Raw genomic sequence first — 21,667 nt, forward strand, 5'->3', positions numbered from 1 at the left:
CCATGAGCATCACGATTCAGAACACACACCTCACCGTCAGCATCCACGAGAAAGGCGCCGAATTATACAGTATTCGCCATCGCCAGCATGACATGGAGTATATGTGGAACGGCGACCCGGCCTTTTGGGGCAAGACGTCACCCGTGTTATTTCCGATTGTCGGAACGTTAAAAAACAACACCTATTATTATAACGACAAGGCCTATACGCTCTCGCGCCACGGCTTTGCCCGGGACCATGTCTTTGAGGTGGAGGAACAAACCGGCGACAGCGCCGTATTCTTGTTGCGCAGCCGGGAAGACATGCTCACCCGCTATCCGTTTCCGTTCGAGCTGCGCATACGGTATATGTTACTGGAAGATGCATTACAGGTAGCCTATACGGTAACAAACGCGGGTCCAACTACGATGTATTTTTCGCTGGGCGCACACCCGGCCTTCCGGGTACCGCTGGTGGCAGGCACGCAGTACGAGGATCATTACCTTGCTTTTACCTTGACGGAAGACGCCCCCCGCTGGCCTATCAGCACACAGGGCTTACTGGAAACCACACCACAGCCATTTCTACAAAACACAAACCGTATTACGTTGCAGCATAAACTGTTTGAAAACGATGCAATTGTGTTGAAAGATCTACGGTCGGATGTCATCTCGCTGCGATCCGACAAACATGCACATGGATTGGATTTTACCTATACCGAATTTCCCTATATGGGGCTCTGGGCTGCGCCCGGCGCGGACTTTGTCTGCATCGAGCCGTGGTGCGGCATTGCCGACAGCGTGGACCACAATCAGCAGCTTACCGTCAAAGAAGGCATCGAACAACTCGAAGCCGGCAGGGAGTGGTCACGCCGTTGGACGGCACGCTTTTATTGAGCGGCCGGTTGCTGGCTGCCCGCCAATAACATCAGCTCATGCTCCACGCGTTCGCGATCCTTCCAGAAATTGCGGCTATAGACCGTTTTATAGCTCCAGTTTTTCTGTTGTAACAGCGCAGGCGTATAGACGTGCGCATCTTTCGCCGACAAGCTCTGCTGGTACCGAACGTCGTCTGTCAGCACGATGCCGGTATATTGATCCTGCTGGCGGATGCTGACATCCGAGAAGGGTAAAGCATTGATCTGGAAAGCGATATCATTCAGGCGCTCGGCACTCCACTGGCGCAGCCGATCTTTGAGATACCAAGGGCTTGCCTCTTCCGATACTGGGTAATGGTTCTGCGGCACAAAGCGGCCCTGGTCCACCTCGCGGGCGAATACCAGGTATTGTTGCAGCAATTTGGGGCCTTCGTTCCTGGCCTCCTCGGTCTTGAGCTGCTCCGGCCAAATGCTGGTCACCAGTATGATTCGCTCGCGTGCACGCGTGACCGCTACATTCAGTCGGTTCTCGCCGCCGGCTTGCGTCAGGCTACCAAACTGCATCATCATCTTGCCTTTCTTATCCGGCGCATAGCCTACCGAGAAAATAATAATGTCTTTCTCGTCTCCCTGTACGTTCTCGATGTTCTTTACAAACACCGATGCTGGCATTGCCCGGCCTTCCCGTTGCAGGGCGGCTTCCAGCAAGTCGAGGATCAGCGTTTGCTGCGGCGCATTAAACGTCACCACGCCAATCTCTTTGTTGGCCTGTTGCTGTAGCAGCGCCATGACCTGCTCCACGACGGCGTTGGCCTCCACCGGATTTACCTGGTTCTCCCACACGCCGTCTACTTTTACATACGCTATAGCAGGCTGGTTGCGATTGATATAGTTTCTATCGGGCAAGAGCTGCAGACGGTTGCCATAAAAATGACGGTTGGAGAAGTCGATCAGCTCCAACGAACGGCTGCGGTAGTGGCCCTGCAGGTGTACGGTGTGCATGTAACGTCCGGCCAGCTCCAACACAGAGTCTACTTCCAGATCAGGGGTCTCACGGTCGTCTTCCCATCGCACCTGGTAAAGCTCGTTGGGGCGAAGCTGCTGGTCATCGCCGGCTACTACTATTTGCTTGCCCCGGTACATCGCTGGAATGCTGCGCTCAGCAAAACACTGCGACGCTTCATCAAAGATCACCACATCAAACAGTTCCTGCATGGGGAAGATGGCGGACACCGATTCTGGTGACGCCATCCAGCAGGGTATCAATTGAAATAGCTCATCCTCGTAGGTGGAGATCACCTTCCGCATGGGCCAGATCTTTTTCTTCTTGGAGACCTGGTGGTGCAGGTCGCGATACGTCACGCGATTGTTCAACCGGTTCGTTACAATACCTTCGTATACCCGCTCGCGCGCACGGACCACCAATATCTGCTCACTCAGTTTTTGTTTCTCGGCGACCAGGGCTTGCAGCTCTGTTTCCAACTGGTACATCTGCAACGACGACACGGCGCGCAGCACCGGGAATTTCGTTTCAATGTGATCGATCCAGGCCAGGCCCAGGCTATTGCGGAAGAGCGCTTCCAGGCGCGGGGCGTCCCACTCCTGGGTGGCTTCAAACAGTTTATTGACCACCTCGCGCTCGTGCGATACCAATTCATCTTTGAGCTTATCGTAGTCGCAGAGGTTATCAAAGTCGTTGCGCAGTGCGCTGGTCATCGGCGCCGCGAGCGACGGGTCCAGGACCAACTGCCGCAGCTGGTACGGCGAAAGGTACTCCAGCCAGGCTGCCCGTTTCTTCGGCACATCACTTACCACCCGCAGCAATTGCCGCATCAGGTCGACAAACTCCGCACGGGTATACTTGTGGACGTTTACTACCTCGCGCAGTTCGCGCAAGCTGTTAAAGACCAGCTTGGCGCGAATGGCCAATTTCTTTTTCTCAAACCACTTCTTGAGAGCAACCCGGTCGTATCCCACCGGCAGATTGATCAGCCACGTTTTGGTTTTCAGCGACGTTAAGTGATGCTCCAGGTTCAGCCGGCTATCGATTCGTTTCTCCAGCACGTTCAGCCCCGTCGCATTGTAGGCCAGGCCATTGGCTACCAGCACCCGTTTTACCAGGAACTTGTTTTCCGAAAAAAGCTCCCAACGCGCCAGTCGTATCAGGTTGCCACGGGCATCCATGCGCTGTTGCAATGCTTCCTGGAAGATGCCCAATTGATCACTGGGCACGGTCGTCTCGGGAGCTTCGTCGTGGTAGCAGTTCATGCTCACACGCTCCATGTTCGACAGCCATAACATGCTGGTCTCGTCGTCGCTTTCGGGCATCATGGACTGGAAGTACTGGTATACTTCGTCATCTTTCAGCACGGTGATCATACCCATGATATCGTCTTCGCGCACGCGCAGCGACGCGCAGTCTTCGAGGTTCATGGCGATGCCCAGCAAGCGGTACAGCTCTTGTGAAAGTTGTTTCTGGTAGGCGACGACGTCGTAGACGGTTTGCTCGATCGTGCGCTCGTCACCGGGTCTGTAGCCGGCAAACGACTTGCGTTCACGCCACAGGTAATCGTCGCCTTCAAACCACGCGGCGTAGTTTGTATAAAGCTTCAGCTTGCGCACAAAGACATCGAGGTCTTCAAAGCGGAAGTTTGGATACTCCCGTCGCAGGGTGACAGACGGCGCATGCGGGTCAGACAACAAATACAGCGACTTCACCGAAAGACCACACTCGGTGTCGCTAAACAAGGCTGCTTTAAAGTCGTCCAGCTCCTCCGTAATCTGATCGATGCGGCGGCTGGCCTGATAAAACCGGCGCTCCTGCTGAATAACATCGACACCCCGGTTTAACGTTTTATAGGTATCGATGTGATCGATCTGCCGAGCAACCTTCGAATACAAATCCTGGCGATCGTTGCGAAAATCGTGAATCAACCCGAGGAAGTCGCCGAGCTCGGCATCCGCCATGCGCTTATAGACCACATCCAATGCCGCACGCTTTTGGCAGACCAGCAAAGCACGTTTGCCCGCGGCCATGGCATCGGCCAGCAGGTTGCAGATCATCTGCGACTTGCCAGTACCCGGAGGGCCCTGTACCACAATCGAGCGGCCATGCTTCACGGCTTTGATCGCCGCCTCCTGGTACGCATCGAGTACAAAAGGCGTGTATAAATTCTCTTCGCGTACACGCGGCGCTTCTGCCACTGAAGACTTGCCGGCAAAGAAATCTTCCAGGTCGGCAATGCTGTCCTTCTCCAATAGGGTAAGGTAGTCGGGCACAAGCTGTGATCCTGCTTGTGGAAATATCCCGAGCACCGCTTCAGGATATAGTTTGAGCTCGCCGTTGCCGTGCGTCGCTTCGAATTCTTCCTTCTTAAATTCCTGGAATGTAATCAGCTCGTCGCGGAAGTTATCGGAGTTAAAGTTGAGTTCGATCTTGTCGCGCAGCAACTGGTATAGCTGCGTGCGGAACACGGTACTGTCGGTATCAAAATCATCGAAAGTGGCCTCCACCAGGTTCTCGTCGAGGGTTACTTTATTATAGTAGGCATACGCCAGCAGGAAAGATTTGTTAAAGGTTATACCGGCATCGGCGCGGGGCTCTAATACCCAATGTGCACCTTGCTGCACCAGGGACACCGGGAAATATAGCAAAGGACAGCGCACGTTGGTGCCATCGGAAAATTTACCGTGCACAAAGGGCCAGCCAACGTGCAGGTCGTTCGAGCCGCGCTCTTCGTACAGGAACTGGTCGATGCGCTGTAGCTTCTTGAGCTTTTTACTGGCCTCGTTGTTAGCCTCCATCCGGCTGTCGAGCACCTGGGCGATCTTACGGCCACGTCCGCTCATGAGCGAACGGATGATCTCGAACGAGCGGTCTCCGGCCAGGAAGCTGAGGGTATGAAGGTCCATCAGCTGCTCGGCATGCAGCCGCAGGAGCAATAATGAACGGCTATTTCCCGACAGGTTGGTAAGCCTGCGTAAGTAGGTTTGAAGAATATGCTTCGTGTTCTCTGGCATGTGTCGTGTCATCGGGGCAGCCCCCTGCGCTGTAAGCTATAAGTAACTAAATACTATCGTTTATCGTTCCGTGTCCGGTGTCGGGTGATGGTATATTTGGAACTCCAAATATGGTGCGATTTTCTGAATGGTCTTGGTGTCAAGGACCTGTATCTTAGCAAGATCTGAAAGGGCCATGAGTTCTCCATGCTGAAATCGATAAGCCACAAGGGCGTGGGCGGCAGACTTCGATAAATACGGATGAGCGGCAAGCTCATTTTCGTCCGCGCTGTTGATATCGATCCGCCGCGGCCGGAAATTTTCTGACACAAACGATGCCTGTACCAGGCGTCCCGCAACGGCCGAATCGAGGGTATAAATTTCCCCAACTTGCGTAATAGACACGAAGCCGCCCAGTTTTTCACGGTACGCCACAATCCGCAGCGCCCGCTTGTCGCCGATGCCAAAGATCTTTTTCAACTGCGCTGTATCCGCCAGGTTCAGGTCGAAAGGCTCGGCCTTCCGGGTTGCCACAGACGGGTAGGGTTGCCAGGTCTTCCGGGGCAACGCACGTTCGACCGGAAGCTGGATGAAGGGTTCCAGCCGGCGGTACAGCGCCGTATCCATGCCGTAAATCCGCAACAGGTCTTTGCGGCTACGAAAAATTCCTCCCGCCTCGCGATACCGTACCACGCGTTTTGCCAGCTGCGGTGAAAACCCTACGCTTTGCAGTTCTTGCACTGAAAGTTTGTTGGGATCAAAACGAAACGGTTCCCCATTTATTTCGCTGGTTGCCGGGGCGGTCGTCGCGAGCGTATCCATTACTACCTCATCCCAACAGGCTAGCAAGCTGTCAAGAACATGCGTAGCATCCTGATCTTCCGCGGCCGGATGGGATGGTGCATACAGTACCCCTGAAAATATAAACCCCAGTATCACTGCTGCCAACAGAACAAAGCCACTAGCCTGCGCGCGGGAGAAACCAAGAGCGGAACGGAAGCCGTGTTTCAGATGTTTCATGGCAACTAACGGTGAAAGGACAGTGTTTTTAAATTGGCAGGCAGCCCGGACACAAAAAATCTCGTCTTGTGAACACTGCCTGACCGGCGCCAGAAGCGTACACGGACACCTGACGGAAATATAATCCACCAACGTCAAAACCGAAAGCGTGCTGGCCCCGTAAAAGACTGATCTGATGATAGTTCACTCTATTTATACACATTCTAAATTAAATAACGGGTGACAATTATCATGCTTGATCTTCAATCAGGTTTTACTTTTGTACTTCGAAATGACACAGAATTTTAAAGCTTTAGTGCTGACCTACAAAACCGCTCCGGTTGCCGTGCGCGAGCAGGTTTCGTTGAATGAGGCAGGGGTCAAGCAGTTTTTGAATTTCATTCGTGACTATGCGGTAACGACGGACGTGCTGGTGGTTTCCACCTGCAACCGCACAGAAATCTATTACGTGTCCGAAAAGGACTATTCCACGGAAATTTTCAGAGGACTTGCCCTTATTAAACAAATAGACGCTGGTTTTGAGCAACACTTCAGCCAACTGGAAGGGTTGAATGCGGTGAGCCACCTGTTTGAAGTAGCGATCGGCCTGGATGCCCAGGTGGTAGGCGACTTACAAATTTCTGGTCAGGTGAAAAATGCCTATCAGTGGAGCGCCGACGAAAACATGGCGGGGCCTTTTCTGCACCGCCTCATGCACACCATCTTCTTCCTGAACAAGCGCGTTGTACAGGAAACATCTTTCCGCGACGGAGCCGCTTCTATTTCTTACGCTGCCAAAGAGCTGGCCGAAGATGTAACGATGTCCCTGCGCGAGCCCAAAGTGCTGGTACTGGGCGTCGGCGAGATCGGTCAGGACTTCTGCCTGAACCTGGTCAACTCGCGCCTGCAAAACGTCATGATCCTGAACCGCACGACGGACAAAGCTGAAAAGCTGGCGCAAAAATGTGGTTTCCGCGCGGGCCCGATCGATCTCCTGCAGGAGGAGCTGACCAAGGCCGACGTGATTATAAGCTCTGTCTCAGGCAACGAGCCGCTCGTAACCCGCGAGCTTTTGAAAGACATCAAAATTCTGTCGCATAAATTCTTTATCGACCTGTCCATGCCCCGCAGCATAGAGCCTTCGATCGAAGAAATACCCGGTGCGATTGTATACAACCTGGACGATATCCAGGAGAAAACAAACGAAGCCGTTGAAAAACGGAAAGCTTCTATCCCCCGCATTCGCGAAATGATCCGCGGGACCATTGCCGAGTTCGAAGATTGGTCCAAGGAAATGATCGTCTCTCCGACGATTCAGAAGCTGAAGAACACGCTCGAAAAAATCCGCCAGGAAGAACTGGTTCGCTACATGAAAAATGCGAAGCCGGAAGAAGCCGAAAAACTGGAAGAGATGAGCCGCTCGCTGATGCAGAAGATACTGAAGTATCCTGTGCTTCAACTGAAGGCTGCCTGCAAACGTGGCGATGCCGAATCGCTGACCGAAATGCTGCACGAGCTCTTTAACCTGGAACGCGTAACCGAAAAGAAATAACCTTGGACGCTGTAGCAACAGAACTGCTCCAGCTGGTTCATGTCTTCGCGGATCGCCTCCGCGAGGTTCCCGAACACGACTTTACGCACAAACCCCTCCCGACGAAGTGGAGTAAAAAAGAAACACTCGGTCATCTCTGTGACTCGGCACACAACAACCTGCGCCGTTTTATTTGCGCCCAATACGAAAACATTCCCCCTAACATTGTCTATGATCAGGACCAGTGGGTGGCCTTGCAGGGCTACCAGGAAGTGCCACAAGAAGAGCTGATCCTGCTATGGAAGTTGCTGAACGACCGCATGGCGCATCTCATCAGCACCATGTCCCCAACACGCTACGCACTGACCTGCAATACGGGCAAAAATACACCTACCCTTCATACACTCGAATGGCTGGCGAGCGATTATATACGCCATCTCAAACACCATTTGAACCAGATCTTCCCCGGTGCGTTATAACAGGATATGCAGATGCCCACCGTCCCGGAAATATACCATTGGTTGGAGGAGGTAAAAGACCCCGAGATCCCCGTCTTATCGCTGGTCGACCTGGGGGTGATCACGTCCGTCGCCATACACGACGGGAAGGTGCAAATCGAAATGACGCCTACGTTTGTGGGGTGTCCTGCGCTCGATTTAATGCAGCAGGAAATTACCGAAGCCCTGGCGCACCACAACGTACACGATGTACACATTGTGATACAATATCATGCACCGTGGTCGTCCGATCGCATTACCGAAAAGGGCAGACGCGCATTACAAGCGTTTGGCCTGGCCCCGCCGGTGTCGGGGGTGGTCACCGACCTCGATATACTGGAAAAATCTACCTGCCCGCGCTGCCAGGGTAGCAATACCGAGCTCCGAAATTTGTTTGGTGCTACACGTTGTCGTTCCATTCATTACTGTTACGATTGCAGAGAGGCATTTGAACAGTTTAAAACCTTATAAATCAGGGCCCTGAATCGTTCAAAAAAGCACGAAATCATACTTATCTACCAAAACGCACTCATCCTCAACAACATTTTCTTTCTTTGCATCGTATCTCACCCTGAGCCCACTATAACGAGTTATGAGATCTCTCTTTTCTGGTATCATGATTACCGGCTGCGTGCTGACACTGCTGAATTGCGGTGACCGGAACGCACCGCGCCAGCAAACCACCTTTACCCGGTTGGATTCGCTGACGGATTATTACCTGGGGCTTCAAGATAGCATGTTACTGGCGTGGAATATCATGATCCATGATGACAATCAGAAGGTAAAGGCCATGCACAACCTACTCCACGAGCTGACAGTGTCCGCATCGGCCGATCCCGAGCAACTCGAAGGCTACGAGCAACGCCTGGAGCAGTTGCTGCGCCTGCGCTATACGCAAAAAACCATGGCCAACGCCGATGTGGTGGAAGAATACGACTTCGCCTCTAACTCGCTCGTCACCGAGCTTATTACCACGGCCGAGTCGCAACCACAATTTCAGTATAATTCCACGCTGCAAAAACTAGCCGACGAAATCCGCATGGCCGACCAACGCGTATACATTTATCGCGATGAATACGACGCCATTGTGGCTGCCTACAACAGATTCCTGGAAGAAAATCGCGAAGACATTCGCGCCATAGACATCCAGCCCACCATCGAAAAGAAACCCCTCTTTCAGATGGTAGCCGACGAAAAAGAATAATCTCCCGTTTAACGACGCAATAAGATTTTACCATTCCGGCTTACGCCAGTCTTTTCTGTTGCCATCCGTAACCTGTATACGTAAACCCCTGCCGGTAGCACGTTGCCCACTAAATCACGACCGTCCCACCGCAGGCGATTAACACCGATGTGGAAATCGGCAAATGCCTCGCGTGGAAAGAGCGCTACCTGTTTGCCGTTGACGTCGATGATTTCCAATGAAATATCGCCGGGCAACCTCTGCCCTGACAGTACCACGCGGAAGTATACATCGCCATAAGACGGGTTAGGATAAGGCTCGGAAACCGTTAGCGCCTCGTCGCTGGTGACGGTAAAGCTCAGCAAATAAGGGTCAGCGCCACTGCTATTGCCGCGCGCATCTGTGCCCTCTACCTGCAAGGTATAATTACCGTCGGGCAGATTGCGGGGTGTTACCTGTAGCGTGAAATCTGTTGTTGCCGTAGCGGGTTGCCACGTGACCGAATCGCTTTGCAGGGTGACTTGCACCGGCGTGCAAGGCTCATTGCTGCACGGATACGTCAGGAACATGCGGATTCCATCGGTGTTGGTTTTTAGAATGGTGTGGTTCTCGTCCCATATCCGCACCGCGATCAGGGGATTGGCCGAGACAAAGTCGCCGTTCTCGACATAGCGGCCATCGATGGTCACGGCCAGCACCGGGTTAAATTGATCCTGCAGTACGTCGAGGTAACGGGGCAGCGCCAGCAGGTTGTTCTCGTAATACTGCTCCGGCAGAATACGCGGGTTTACAAACACGTTGACGTCGTTCAGGCCCTGGCGATTGGCCGTGGGGATGCTAACGATAAAATGTGTCGTGTCACCCGGCGCGGGCGGAGCAATCTTCATCGTCGCCTTTTGTGAGAATCGCTGGTCCTGGTTGAACAGCTCGTATTGCACCGTGAGCGAGTCGCCAAAGGTTTTGTCGCTGATGTTGACAAAGCTATACGAACCGGGCCAGGCGTCGCCCTCCTTTACCGCGTGCGGAATAGCGTCGCCGTGGTATACCAACAGCCCTTCGGGGGCGGGCGTATAGAGCACCAGCCACTGTTGCAATTGTACGGGCGTCAGGTCTACATCGTCGCGCGTGCGGTATACAATGCGCAGGTACGGGTATTCGTGGGCGTCTATGCCGGAGAGGTCCTGGTTGGCCGTCAGGTCAGTCCACAGCGAGACTGCTTCTCCATTGACCTTCACCCCAAGAATGTCGGCCACTGCGGCATCGCCTGCGTCCAGCGCAGCAGGATCGAACACAAAGGAGTTCCAGGCAACCGCGGGGCCAATGAGCGCCGTTTGCATATTGCCCGATGTATAGCCGCCGGTGATGGTACCGTTTACTTCCAATGCTTGCTGGTTGGCGGGTGATCCCGTTACCCGGTATACTTTGGCCGTACCCGGCGCCAGGCCTTTGCGCCCGATAGCGATCATCGGCTCTCCCAACTGATAGGCCTCCACCTGTGCCAGTGACAACCCGAGCTCGCCGAGCTTGGCCTTCGCCGCCGCGGGCCACAGCTGGTACAACGGATCGCCCATGGTATATAACAGCACGGAATCGCCCGCGGGAATATTGTCGATGTATCTGATCAGGTCGCCTTTGTTGTCGGTGACCATATCGTAATACACAAAACTGTTGATCACCCAGGGCTCCCGGCCACATGCACGACCGGCACGGTTGCGCCAGGTAAAGGGCACGCCGAGGTACGGCACGGTAGAGCGCCGATCGAACGCTATGAGGTTGAGTGTATTCATCCGGCAGTAAAACCCTTGTGTAAAAAGATTATACTCCGCGCCACCGATCTTTACACTAACGGTTTGTGCCGTGCCGCCGGGGTAATTGCCACCCATGTTCCGCACTGTAAAAGGCGTAATCGTTTTACGGAAGCCCAACCGGCGCGCTACGGCATCCGGCACAAGACCTTCCGCCGCGTTTTCCAGGTACTGGGGAAAATCTACCTGTGCCCATCCTTCCGGGCCGTTTTTAATATACGTAAAGGAGGAAGTGGTCCACGTATCGTTCTCGCCGGCCAGCGGCTCGGCCAGTTTTGTACGCCAATAATATACCAGCGTGTCGGCGGCCAGCATCGGTAAGACCTGTCGCGCCAACACCGTGCCTTCTATCGTAAATTGTTTTTTATAGGGGCTGTTAAATGTGTAGGCAGTGTCTACTTCTACAACAAAGGACCGCTTGCCCGAGAGCAGGTCCGTTGCCTGCCACGACAGGTCGACCGCGGCAGTATGCACAATCGAAAAGTTGCCGGGAAAAAGATTGTGTGTTCCATTTAACGGGATCAGCCACTCGATCGATGCTGTGTTGTTGTTTTCATTCAGCTCCGGCAGCACATTCTCCGGGTCTATGGTGACTTCAAAGCGGTTGTTGCCACCACCCGACTCACGGCCCTTGCGCACCACCAACGTGAGGGTGTCGCTGTATAACGTGGACGGGTATAAGGAATCATAGACAATAACGGAATTGTCTTGCAGGTAGCGTTTTACTTCCATGCGGATCGTGTCTTGTTGCGCACGGCCAAAGTTGCGCACAATCATACGCACGGCAAAAGAATCTGTCTGCGCGGTGACCGGACCTCCGTCAAAAGACGAGACGAAGAAGTTATTATTGTTGATCTCCAGATCGGGCTTCGGCGCACCGAACAGCGGCACTGCCGGATCCCCCAGTAATACCATCTGCTGCACCTGGGTGGTATTGCCTATATAATCACCGGCGTACTCGATATACCGACGGCAGGCTTCGCGCTGGATGTCGCCGATGCCTTTGTGAATATACGTCGAGTCGCCAAAGCCTACCTCGTAGATTTTCTGAGTGTAAAACCGCAGGTTCGATACAAAGCCATACGAGCTGTGTGCGATAAAACCAGTAGCGCCCTTATTGGGAGCCATGACCCAGTCTTCGCCAAACAATTTTGAATATAAAAAGAAGGCACCAGCGTTACAGCCGTTCATGAGCAACATGGGATACTTACCGGCGTTGTTATAGCCCATGATGGGATCGGTCACAAAACCGATGTCAAAGTCGAGTGTGCTCGGCGACGAGTGTCCGAAGAAAGTCACCAGCCCCAAGCCCTTGTTTACTTCGTTGGCAATGTTAATCAGCTCAATATCGACCGAACGCTTGGCAATGGAGGATACGCGCCCACCGAGATAATACTTCTCGGCGATCTTGGCAAAATCCTGCATGAACGCGCGAAAGAGCGCGGGCTCGCCTTCTTCAATGCCCCCGCTGAGGTGCAAAAGGTGTTTGCGTGTCAGGTCATCGAAGGGGCGCGCTTCGGTCTCTATCACTTTGTTGAGATACGCCGCGACATCGTCGGGTTTCATGGCCGTCAGGCGTCCCGTGGCAACAGCGTTACTGTGCGTGGTCCCGCCAAGTCCCACGGTATAATACGCGTCTGAACCTGGCATACCGGCGGAGGGTACCAGGTCTTTAAAGAGAATAAAGGGGGTAGGACCCCGATTGTACCGGTAGCTTGCATCCAACCCCTTGCCGATGAGAAACAGATACCGGGGCAGGTGGCGTAGCGCGAGGTACTTCATAAACTGAAAGATGGCCCGCGGCGACTTCTCACCGTAATTGAACTGGTTATATAGTTGCTCGACGTTGACCACTATCGTGTCGTATCCGCCGCCTTCCGACGACGCGCGATAGCCACCATAGGCTTTTACCGGGTCGGCATAACCACCGGCCGGTGTGCGGAGCAAAGGATGGCTGATGATGACAAAATTATTCGAGGTCGGTATGATCTCCCGAAACGACACCGCCCGCAGCGACGCGGTAGACGTAAGCGTCGTCGCCAGTAGCTGACGCGATTGGATCGTACCCGGCACAGCGGCTTTTACGGTAGTGCCCGCTGTCGTTGTACTGATGATATTAACATTATCCGGATCGGTAATATCGAATAGCCGCGTGCCGGCAACAGCGCTTTGTACCTCTATATTAGAGACACCTGAACTTTTGCTTGCCAATCGAAAAATCTTCTCCGTAGCATTGCCGGCGTCCATGGATTGTGGGTAACGCAGTCGGACATACGATACGCACATGCGGTCTGACGCGGTGACGCCAATAACCCGCACCCGCACCGTAAGGGCGTTTGACACGATATCATTCCAATCGATATCTGTTGTAAACTTATAGGCATTAAAGGCCGAGAAGGTCACCGTCGTTAGCAAGCGTCCACCAGCATAAATCTCGGCCCGGTGGTCCATCATACCTCGTCCGACCAGCAATACTTCGAGCTGCGGCAGCCCGGAGGCAGTTGCCATGTTTTGAATGCCCGTCAGGGTATAGTCTGCCGACTGTCCCATGTTTATTTGCGAGCCGGTCCAGCCCTCCCCCTGATCAAAATAGGAATTCTGCAAATCGGAGTCGAAATTGGTGCCCGTCGAATAGAAGTTGGTATTCACCAACAGCTTTTCATCGATGTGATGCTCGTCGGGCGGCAGTCCAGGATCGGCAGGAGTGAGTTGGCGCATGCGCTTGCCCACCAACGTACCATAGGTCAGGAAGTATGCGGATGTGTCACTGAAAATATTGTAGTACGCGTGAGGCTGCAGGGTGGCAGGCTTATACAAGCTGGCATCGAGCTTACCATCGTTGCGCTGACCGTAAAACTCGACGTAGTCGGATGCATTGAACTGGCCGTCGGCTTCGCCGGCGACGTACAGGGATTGCTCCATGCCGCGGTGGAAAAGTTGGAGCGTGCGCGGGTCAATGGCGCCTACAGGGATGCCTGCAGCCTGCAAGGCGGTGTAGTCCATGCGATAGATCCCGTCTTTGCCGACCAAAATCCGGTAATAAGGTCGACTAAAATTGATCCACTCGTTGCCGATCTGACCAGACGCCGACACTACTATAAAAGTCAAAAGCACACCCAATACCGCAATACTCTTTCTCATGCAACTCCTAAAATAGCCATGTGCTGGCGTAAACGAAAATGAATACGTTGTAAAGCCAAAACGTAAGTAAAAAACGCTGCCCGCAGCGTAACTCCGCTTTACAGGCCTGGGGAGCACGCCGACGCTGGCATTGCGACTGCCGAAACAGGGCTGCCGGGGCTGAAATTCTGTACGGTTTTATCAGAATTCCTGTACGCTTCTGGACAATTTTTATTGAATTATGAAGCCTCTCGAAGGGCATCAAAAAAAAATTTATTCGAAATTAGCTCAAAAATGAGCTTTTTTAAGTTTTCGTTGCAAGTACTTGGCCATACATAGTACCCTTGCGTTAATAATACCATAGTAAACAACAGGATGTATGAACCTTGAAAACACGCAAGTACAAATGAGAAAAGGAATACTGGAGTACTGCATCCTTCACATCATTTCGCGCGGCGAAGTGTATGCGTCAGACATGCTCGATGAGCTTACAGCCGCGCGGATCATAGTTGTAGAGGGAACACTTTATCCCCTCCTCACCCGGCTCAAAAATGCCGGACTACTGGAGTACAAATGGATCGAGTCGAAGTCGGGGCCGCCGCGCAAGTATTATACGCTGACGGACCGAGGCAGCAAGTTCCTGGAAAAGCTGACAGAAACCTGGGACGACCTTGTCCACTCTACGCAAACCATCACCAACAAATCTACTAATATCTCACGCCCCGAGACCATATGAAAAAGAACATCAGCATAAACATCAGCGGCATCATTTTCCACATCGAAGAAGATGGTTACGACAACCTGCGCAAATACCTGGACTCGATTACCAAGTATTTCTCTTCGTTCGAAGACAGCAGCGAAATCATGGCCGATATTGAAGGGCGCATTGCCGAGATATTTCTCTCCAAGTTGAACGAAGGCAAGCAGGTGATTACGGCAGAAGATGTAACGTTCCTGATGACTACCATGGGTAGCGTGAGCGACTTCAAAGCCGCCGAAGAACAAGATGCCCCGCAGGCTAAAAATACGTCGGCGTCAACCGGCCCTGCGACAGACGATAGCTACGCTGGCACCGGCCCGCGAGCAACTTCCGCACCGCGACCGCTCATGCGCGATCAGCGCCGCAAGATACTGGGCGGGGTGTGTACCGGGTTGGGAAACTACTTTAATATTGACCCCCTCTGGATCCGGTTGTTGTTTGCCGTGGTGACCTTTGCCTATGGCTTGAGTGTGGTGATCTATCTCGTGTTGTGGATCATCCTGCCGGGCTCCTATACGCTTGAGGAACCACAGGTGGATAAAAAGATGTTCCGCGATCCCGATAGCAAAGTGCTGGCCGGCGTATCGGGCGGGATCGCGTCATACCTGGGTATCGACATCCTGATCGTTCGTGTTCTCTTTATAGTATTCACGATTACCGGCGGCCTGGGGTTCGTGGTCTATATTGTCTTGTGGATTGCCGTGCCCGAGGCAAAAAGCCTGACGGAACGTATGCAGATGCAGGGCGAGCCGGTAACGCTCTCGAACATTGAGTCGACCATAAAAAAAAATCTAAAGGAAGATCCTGATAAGGAAGAAAGCGCCGCGGCCAAAATACTGCTGTTGCCCTTCCGCTTGCTGGCCATGCTGTTGCTGGCATTGGCAAAAGTAATTGGCCCACTGGTAGAAGTGTTGCGTGTAGCCGTCGGCATCGTTATTATCCTGTTGGGCGTAGCCCTGGCTTTCGCAACACTACTCACCGCTGGCATTACGCTGGGCTACCTGTCTACCGCGACATTTGCCAGCGAGCACTTTACGCTGCCGGTAGAGGCCATGACGCGAGCCTTCCCAGGTTGGATTGTGATCGCCGGGTTTGTGGCCTGCTTCATTCCCTGCATCTTTATCATCTTGCTGGGTGCCTCGGCCGTCTCTAAACGCATCACCTTTGGTGGCGCCGCTGGCTGGACCTTGTTCGTATTGTTCTTTGTCAGCATAGTTGCGCTGACGCTGGGTGTACCGAAGCTGATCTTCGACTTCAAGGAAGAAGGCACACACCGTGTGGAGACGGTATATCCCATCACGGCGAAACGTGCAGTGTTCCGTATGAACGAAACGGGCATGGACGATTACGACGAGATCTGGTTGTCGCTGCAAGGCTACAATGGTAAAGAGATCAAACTGGTGCAGGAATTTGAGGCACAAGGCAGCAGCCGCAAAGCGGCGATTGAAAACGCACAGATGGTTGACTACAACGTGGTGGTGGAAGATTCGATCTTCACATTCGACTCGAATATCACCTTTCGGGACGATGCTATCTTCCGTGCACAGCGCCTCAAGATGACCTTGTTCATTCCATACGACTATCCGTTCACGATGACAGAGGACGTAGCACGTTTTATCACGCAATTCATCGAAAGCGAAGCGCTTGACAATGAGACCTGGCGCATGACGCCCGACGGCCTCTCATGCCTGAGCTGCCCGGCGCCGGTAGCAGCCCCCGCAGCAGATGCCACCGATACCGAGTTTGATGACGAGATCAACCAGGTGGAAATCGATGGTCTATTTGACCTGGAAATCACCCGGGGTGACAAATACACACTGGAAATCGACGGCTCGGAAAGTGAAAAAGCGAAATACCGTGTCGAGCATCACGGCAGCACCGTCGTGATCGATTACGACAACAACCACGAGTTTAGGGCCGAAGATCTATTGAAAGAAGTGAAGATACGCCTGACGCTGCCCGCCCTGGAAAGCTTGAGTGCACAAGGCAAAGGCGAAGTACGCTTTACCGGCTTCCGCTCGGAGCATCTGAATATTGAGTTCAGCGGTAAGATCAGCGGCCACGGCGAAATGGAGGCACTGGATCTGACGCTGGATCTTTCCGGCGCCTGCGACCTGGACCTGAAAGGCAACGGCGATACCATGCACGCCGACCTCAGCGGACTGTCGTCGCTGGAAGCGTACCGCTTTACGACGAAAGATGCCTCCGTGGAGGTTAGCGGGGCGTCGTCTGCCAAGGTGAACGTGACCGAGAATCTGCAAATAGAGAAAGATTTTGTCAGTAAGGTGGAATACCGCGGCAACCCGCATGTGACGCAGGATGAATAAAAAATAAACAGGCCGTGCAACCCCCGGCAGTAAAGTTGCATCTTCGTTGTGTACCACTTAAATGGAACTCAAGATCTACCGCGCAAAAGAAGATGAGCTTATCCGGGGGTGTTTAAAGCGTGATGCCAGCGCGCAAAAACACCTGTACGAAACCTTTGCGCCGAAAATGTACGCGCTCTGCTACCGGTACGTCAAGGACTCCATGGAGGCCGAAGACGTACTGGTAACGGCTTTTATGAAGGTTTTTGATAAAATCGGGCAATTCAAACAAGAAGGTAGCTTTGAAGGATGGATTCGCCGCATTGTCGTGAATGAAGCCCTCACCCACCTGCGTCGCAACCGGTCGATGTACCTTGAAACCGACCTGGAGCATGCCTCGCACGAACCCGATTATCACAATCTGTCCGACCACCTCGAAACCGAAGATCTGCTAAACCTCATCCACGAGCTGCCCACGGGGTACCGCATCGTATTTAACCTGTATGCGGTGGATGGATATTCACATAAAGAGATTGCCGAACAGCTCGGCATTGCCGAGAACACCTCGAAGTCACAATTAAGCCGCGCACGGGTATACTTGCAAAAGAGATTGACGGAGCACGCGTGGCCGTCTGACCAAAAAGCCAGCAATCATGAATCAACAACCTGACAAATTATTTCGCGATAAGCTGTCCGGTCTTTCACGGCCGGTGCCCCCGGCTGCCTGGGACCGTATCAGCCAGGGGCTGCAGCCTCCCGCACGGCGGGTAGCTCCCTGGAAGATGGCCGCATCGATCCTGCTGCCGCTGGCAGCCGGCGCGGCGATCTATTTATACTGGCACCATGACACCACCATCGGCCCGGTGGCCGATCAGGGTCACACGCCGTACGTACAAACACCTGTACCGACTGCGGTTGACACGGCCTCCACGAAGACAATAGCGCACGTGGAAATTCCCGCGCCGGCTCCTGCACAACGCGATACCTATACGGCTAATACCGCAACAACACCCAAGCGCATCGTGACGCCGACGCACCCCACGGGGGAGACTTCGGTATCTGTACCGGCACCGGATAAAGCGATACCCGCACAAACCGAAGCACCCCTGATCGCCGATGTACAGACACCCGCAACGACGGTTGATAAAACATCTGCTGTCACTACACCGCCCAATACGGCTGTAGTATCGGAACGCAGCATGACATTAGTATTTAACGCACGTGAGACAGAAGCATACCTCGATAAAAATAGTTTAGATGAAGCAACCGAAGACGGTAAAGATGCATCTACGTTTAAGAAGCTGTTACAGAAAGCACGCGACCTGAAAACCAACCAGGACCCGATCGGCGATCTGCGGCTGAAAAAGAATGAGATTCTGGCGCTGAATTTCAAGAATGATAAACGTGGACAAAACAAGTAACGAGTGTATGAAAACAACAGCCCTATGCGTACTGGCCTGCGTGCTTTCTATCGTAGCACAGGCCCAGCAGCCCGAACAAAAGAACGACACCATTATTGTAGAGCTTGCCAAAACCAGCCGCGTGATCTTCACCATCCGCGACCGCAGCGACATCCAACAGCTGAAGCACTACAATTTCAATCAGCTCTTTCACGATGTCCTCACCAAGCTCGAAGCGAACGATACCTCCGCGCTGGTGCGGAACGATACGGTAAAATCGACCGACAGTGAAGAAGTATACTGGACACGCAAAGGCGACGGCCGCTACGACGAGGATGGCAATCCGCGCGACGGTGGCACGTATAGCGACGGTGAAACCTACAACGACGGCGAGCATGAGCACGTCGACATTCACATCGATATGCATGGCCGCCGCTGGGGCCGCACCTGGCAGTCGACAAACTTCGATATAGGCATTAACAACTATATCGCTAACGGAAGCTTCTCGGACGCGAGCAACGAAAAGTATGGGGTTCGTCCGTGGGGCTCGTGGTACGTCGGTGTGTGGTCTACACAGCGATCGCGCATGGCCCGTAATTTCTTTCTCGAATGGGCTCTTGGCCTAAGCTGGTATAACTTTAAATTCCAGGACGACGACGTACTCATTACGGAAACGGATCAAGGCGTGACGTTTACGGCCGCCGATATACCCGATGCCAACTACAAGAAAAGTAAACTATCCGCATCGTATGTTATGGCATCGCTCATACCCATGTTTGACTTCGACGACAACGATCAGCGTAGACGTGTCTGGGAGGGTGGCAGCGCCTTTCGCATCGGTATCGGCCCCTATATTGGCTATCGCATCGGCAGCCACTCCAAACTGGTGTACTCGGTGGATGGCGATCGTGAGAAGGAAAAAGAACGCAATAACTTTTACCTCAACAATCTGCGTTATGGCGCGCGGTTACAGCTCGGCTTTCATTCAACAGACCTGTTCTTCAACTACGACATCAACAAGCTCTTTACCGATCGTAAAGGTCCCGACCTGAACGCGTTCAGCTTCGGTGTGATCTTTTAAAATCCTTATACCCATACGTGTACAAACGCCCCGGCCATACACCCTGTGCCGGGGCGTTGCGTTTTTAACTAACAGTCGTTACCTGCTCGTATTCTATTTTTTCGGTTGTTTCTTTCTATGCAACCCCGCAAATCCCTACTTTTAAGAGTTGATATTGTATATCTTTGACATGACATGAGTGACGCTACCACAAACTTATCCAGGAAAGAGCAAGTGATTCGGAAAGCTGCCGAGCTTTTCAAAGATAAAGGCTACGCCGCAGCCTCGATGCGCGACCTCGCGCAGCTGCTGGGCATTGAAGCGGCCAGCCTCTACTCACACATCAAATCAAAAGAAGAGATCCTGCGCAGCCTGTGCTTCGACATGGCATCTGAATTCAGGAAATCATTGGACGAAGTTGAAAAGCAAAAGGCATCTGCCAGCGAAAAGCTTCGCAACGGTATTATTGGTCACATTCAGGTGATGGCCAAAGACCTGACGGCGTCGGCTGTCTTTATGAACGAGCACCGCCACTTGAGCCAGCCGTATCTGCGCGACTTCTTGCTGATGCGTATCAATTACATTAATCGCTTCAAAAGCATAATTGAACAAGGTGTGCAAACGGGCGAGTTCAAAGACTCTATTGACAAAAAGCTGGCAGTCATGACCCTGTTCTCGTCGTTGAACTGGATGCCCATGTGGTACGACCCGGGATCAGCCATCGACCCTTCGCAACTCGGCTATCAACTAGCCGACATGCTCATCAACGGCCTCAAAAAGAACTAACCTGCCTGCCGGCAGGCAAGGCCTTCTTTCACTAACAACCGTTTGCCGCAATCGTTTTAAAGTTGTAAATAGTAAGAAATTACAGCTTTATGTACGGAGGAGGAATCACTTTTGATGGCGCCGGTGCCGACACGCTGGCGTCGGAAGACCCCGTGCGGTTGCAGGCTTTTGAGGCCCGTATTGAACGCGGTGAAAAGATCGAGCCTACAGACTGGATGCCGGCCTTGTACCGGCGCCAGCTGATACGCATGATCGAACAACATGCGCACAGCGAGATTATCGGCGCCCTGCCTGAAGGCACCTGGATTACGCGTGCACCCGGCTTTAAGCGCAAGCTGTCGCTCATGGCCAAGGTTCAGGATGAAGTGGGCCATGCCCAGTTGCTGTACAGCGCCGCCGAGACCCTCGGCAAGACCCGCGAGGAGATGATTACCGACCTGATCAGCGGCAAGTCCAAGTATTCGAACATCTTTAATTACCCGGCTTACACCTGGGCCGACGCTTGCTTTATTTCATGGCTCGTCGATGCGGGCGCCATTGTGAACCAGCTGGCCAATGCCAAAGGCAGCTACGGCCCCTACTGCCGGGCGCTGGAGCGCATCTGTGCAGAGGAATCATTTCACTTGAAATATGGTCACCACTGTGTCATCTACCTGGCGGCCGGCACACAACAACAGCGCGCCATGTTCCAGGAGGCCCTGAATCGCTGGTGGCCACCCATGATGCATTTCTTTGGTCCGGCCGATAAGATCTCCGATCATACCCGCATTCTCATGAAGTGGAAAGTAAAAATGGCCACCAACGACGCCATGCGCAACCAGTTTCTGGACATGTATGTGCCGAAGATCCGCGAGCTCGGATTTACCATACCCGACCCTATGCTGGCCAAGAACCCCGAGACGGGTGTGTGGGACTATACCGAACCGGACTGGGAAGAATTTAAGCGCGTGATTCAGGGCGATGGGCCTTGCAACCGCGAGCGATTGGACGTACGACGAATAGCTGAAGCACGTGGTCGCTGGGTACGCGAAGCACTGCGCTCACCACGCGCGGTATATAGCATGCCGCTTGCTTAATTTCGTCGGAAGGGCAGAAAGGTGTCGCTGATGAGGAGGATCTCTTTCCAGACCGCCATCAGGGCATCGTAGGGAGAGTTGTAACAGCTCTTGAGGTATATCAGGGTGCTACTGTCTTCGGGCAGCTCGTTGTTGAACCACTTCAGAATGTCGTCGGCCAGCAACAGCAATTCATTCGAATGATATTTCGGATAATACCGATACATCATATCCAACGCCCAAAGAAAGTCCAGATATTTCATAGCTGTGTTTCACAAACACGTATTCAAGTTACTGAAAGTTTCAGAAA

General features: G+C 53.1%; 16 protein-coding genes. 12 read left to right on the forward strand and 4 right to left on the reverse strand.

The window, feature by feature from the left end; all coding sequences use genetic code 11:
- The first annotated feature begins 2 nt into the window (after positions 1-2).
- Complete coding sequence (locus K7P01_RS07240) at positions 3-875, forward strand: aldose 1-epimerase family protein (RefSeq protein WP_267291338.1); 873 nt, start codon at positions 3-5, stop codon at positions 873-875.
- On the opposite strand, the gene K7P01_RS07245 is transcribed toward K7P01_RS07240, so the two are convergent.
- Together K7P01_RS07245 and K7P01_RS07250 are read right to left on the reverse strand one after the other, a co-directional pair.
- A complete protein-coding gene (locus K7P01_RS07245) occupies positions 869-4,876 on the reverse strand; it encodes an AAA domain-containing protein (RefSeq protein ID WP_267291340.1) in 4,008 nt (1,335 codons plus the stop codon). The genes K7P01_RS07240 and K7P01_RS07245 overlap by 7 nt on opposite strands.
- Positions 4,877-4,936: 60 nt before the next feature.
- Positions 4,937-5,875: a helix-hairpin-helix domain-containing protein gene (locus tag K7P01_RS07250; RefSeq protein WP_267291342.1), complete on the reverse strand. Its 939-nt coding sequence runs from the start codon at positions 5,873-5,875 to the stop codon at positions 4,937-4,939.
- A 271-nt stretch (positions 5,876-6,146) separates the two neighbouring features.
- Between K7P01_RS07250 and hemA the strand changes: the two genes are divergently transcribed.
- The 4 genes from hemA (at position 6,147) to K7P01_RS07270 (ending at position 9,086) form a co-directional block, all read left to right on the forward strand.
- Positions 6,147-7,406: a glutamyl-tRNA reductase gene (hemA, locus tag K7P01_RS07255; RefSeq protein ID WP_267291344.1), complete on the forward strand. Its 1,260-nt coding sequence runs from the start codon at positions 6,147-6,149 to the stop codon at positions 7,404-7,406.
- A 2-nt stretch (positions 7,407-7,408) separates the two neighbouring features.
- Positions 7,409-7,864: a DinB family protein gene (locus K7P01_RS07260; RefSeq protein ID WP_267291346.1), complete on the forward strand. Its 456-nt coding sequence runs from the start codon at positions 7,409-7,411 to the stop codon at positions 7,862-7,864.
- A gap of 12 nt (positions 7,865-7,876) precedes the next feature.
- Positions 7,877-8,353: a 1,2-phenylacetyl-CoA epoxidase subunit PaaD gene (gene paaD / locus K7P01_RS07265; protein ID WP_267291348.1), complete on the forward strand. Its 477-nt coding sequence runs from the start codon at positions 7,877-7,879 to the stop codon at positions 8,351-8,353.
- Positions 8,354-8,474: 121 nt separating this feature from the next.
- Complete coding sequence (locus K7P01_RS07270) at positions 8,475-9,086, forward strand: LemA family protein (protein WP_267291350.1); 612 nt, start codon at positions 8,475-8,477, stop codon at positions 9,084-9,086.
- Between the two features lie 8 nt (positions 9,087-9,094).
- On the opposite strand, the gene porU2 is transcribed toward K7P01_RS07270, so the two are convergent.
- Positions 9,095-14,011 (reverse strand): putative type IX secretion system sortase PorU2, encoded by a 4,917-nt coding sequence (gene porU2 / locus K7P01_RS07275; RefSeq protein ID WP_267291352.1) that lies wholly within the window; start codon positions 14,009-14,011, stop codon positions 9,095-9,097.
- Between the two features lie 358 nt (positions 14,012-14,369).
- On the opposite strand from porU2, the gene K7P01_RS07280 reads away from it, so the two are divergent.
- The 7 genes from K7P01_RS07280 to paaA all read left to right on the forward strand — a co-directional run bounded on the left by K7P01_RS07280 (position 14,370) and on the right by paaA (position 21,378).
- Positions 14,370-14,726 (forward strand): PadR family transcriptional regulator, encoded by a 357-nt coding sequence (locus tag K7P01_RS07280; RefSeq protein WP_267291355.1) that lies wholly within the window; start codon positions 14,370-14,372, stop codon positions 14,724-14,726.
- Positions 14,723-17,077 carry a PspC domain-containing protein gene (locus K7P01_RS07285; RefSeq protein WP_267291357.1) on the forward strand — a complete coding sequence of 785 codons (2,355 nt, stop codon included), beginning with the start codon at positions 14,723-14,725 and terminating at the stop codon, positions 17,075-17,077. Before K7P01_RS07280 ends, K7P01_RS07285 begins: the two co-directional genes overlap by 4 nt.
- A 61-nt stretch (positions 17,078-17,138) precedes the next feature.
- On the forward strand, positions 17,139-17,726 hold the full coding sequence (locus K7P01_RS07290; RefSeq protein ID WP_267291359.1) for an RNA polymerase sigma factor: 588 nt from the start codon (positions 17,139-17,141) through the stop codon (positions 17,724-17,726).
- The gene (locus tag K7P01_RS07295) at positions 17,710-18,477 is read left to right on the forward strand and encodes a hypothetical protein (RefSeq protein WP_267291361.1); all 768 of its coding nucleotides are present in this window, start codon (positions 17,710-17,712) and stop codon (positions 18,475-18,477) included. The genes K7P01_RS07290 and K7P01_RS07295 overlap by 17 nt, the downstream gene beginning before the upstream one ends.
- 7 nt (positions 18,478-18,484) lie before the next feature.
- On the forward strand, positions 18,485-19,537 hold the full coding sequence (locus tag K7P01_RS07300) for a hypothetical protein (RefSeq protein ID WP_267291363.1): 1,053 nt from the start codon (positions 18,485-18,487) through the stop codon (positions 19,535-19,537).
- Between the two features lie 174 nt (positions 19,538-19,711).
- Positions 19,712-20,302, forward strand: a complete 591-nt coding sequence (locus K7P01_RS07305) for a TetR/AcrR family transcriptional regulator (RefSeq protein WP_254086148.1) — start codon at positions 19,712-19,714, stop codon at positions 20,300-20,302.
- Positions 20,303-20,391: 89 nt separating this feature from the next.
- The gene (gene paaA / locus K7P01_RS07310) at positions 20,392-21,378 is read left to right on the forward strand and encodes a 1,2-phenylacetyl-CoA epoxidase subunit PaaA (RefSeq protein WP_267291368.1); all 987 of its coding nucleotides are present in this window, start codon (positions 20,392-20,394) and stop codon (positions 21,376-21,378) included.
- Here the strand turns inward: paaA and K7P01_RS07315 are convergent.
- Positions 21,375-21,620: a hypothetical protein gene (locus tag K7P01_RS07315; protein ID WP_267291370.1), complete on the reverse strand. Its 246-nt coding sequence runs from the start codon at positions 21,618-21,620 to the stop codon at positions 21,375-21,377. The genes paaA and K7P01_RS07315 overlap by 4 nt on opposite strands.
- Positions 21,621-21,667: the final 47 nt, after the last annotated feature.

Origin of the sequence: Parachryseolinea silvisoli, from assembly GCF_021190955.1 — a bacterium.
Classification (GTDB): domain Bacteria; phylum Bacteroidota; class Bacteroidia; order Cytophagales; family Cyclobacteriaceae; genus Ohtaekwangia; species Ohtaekwangia silvisoli.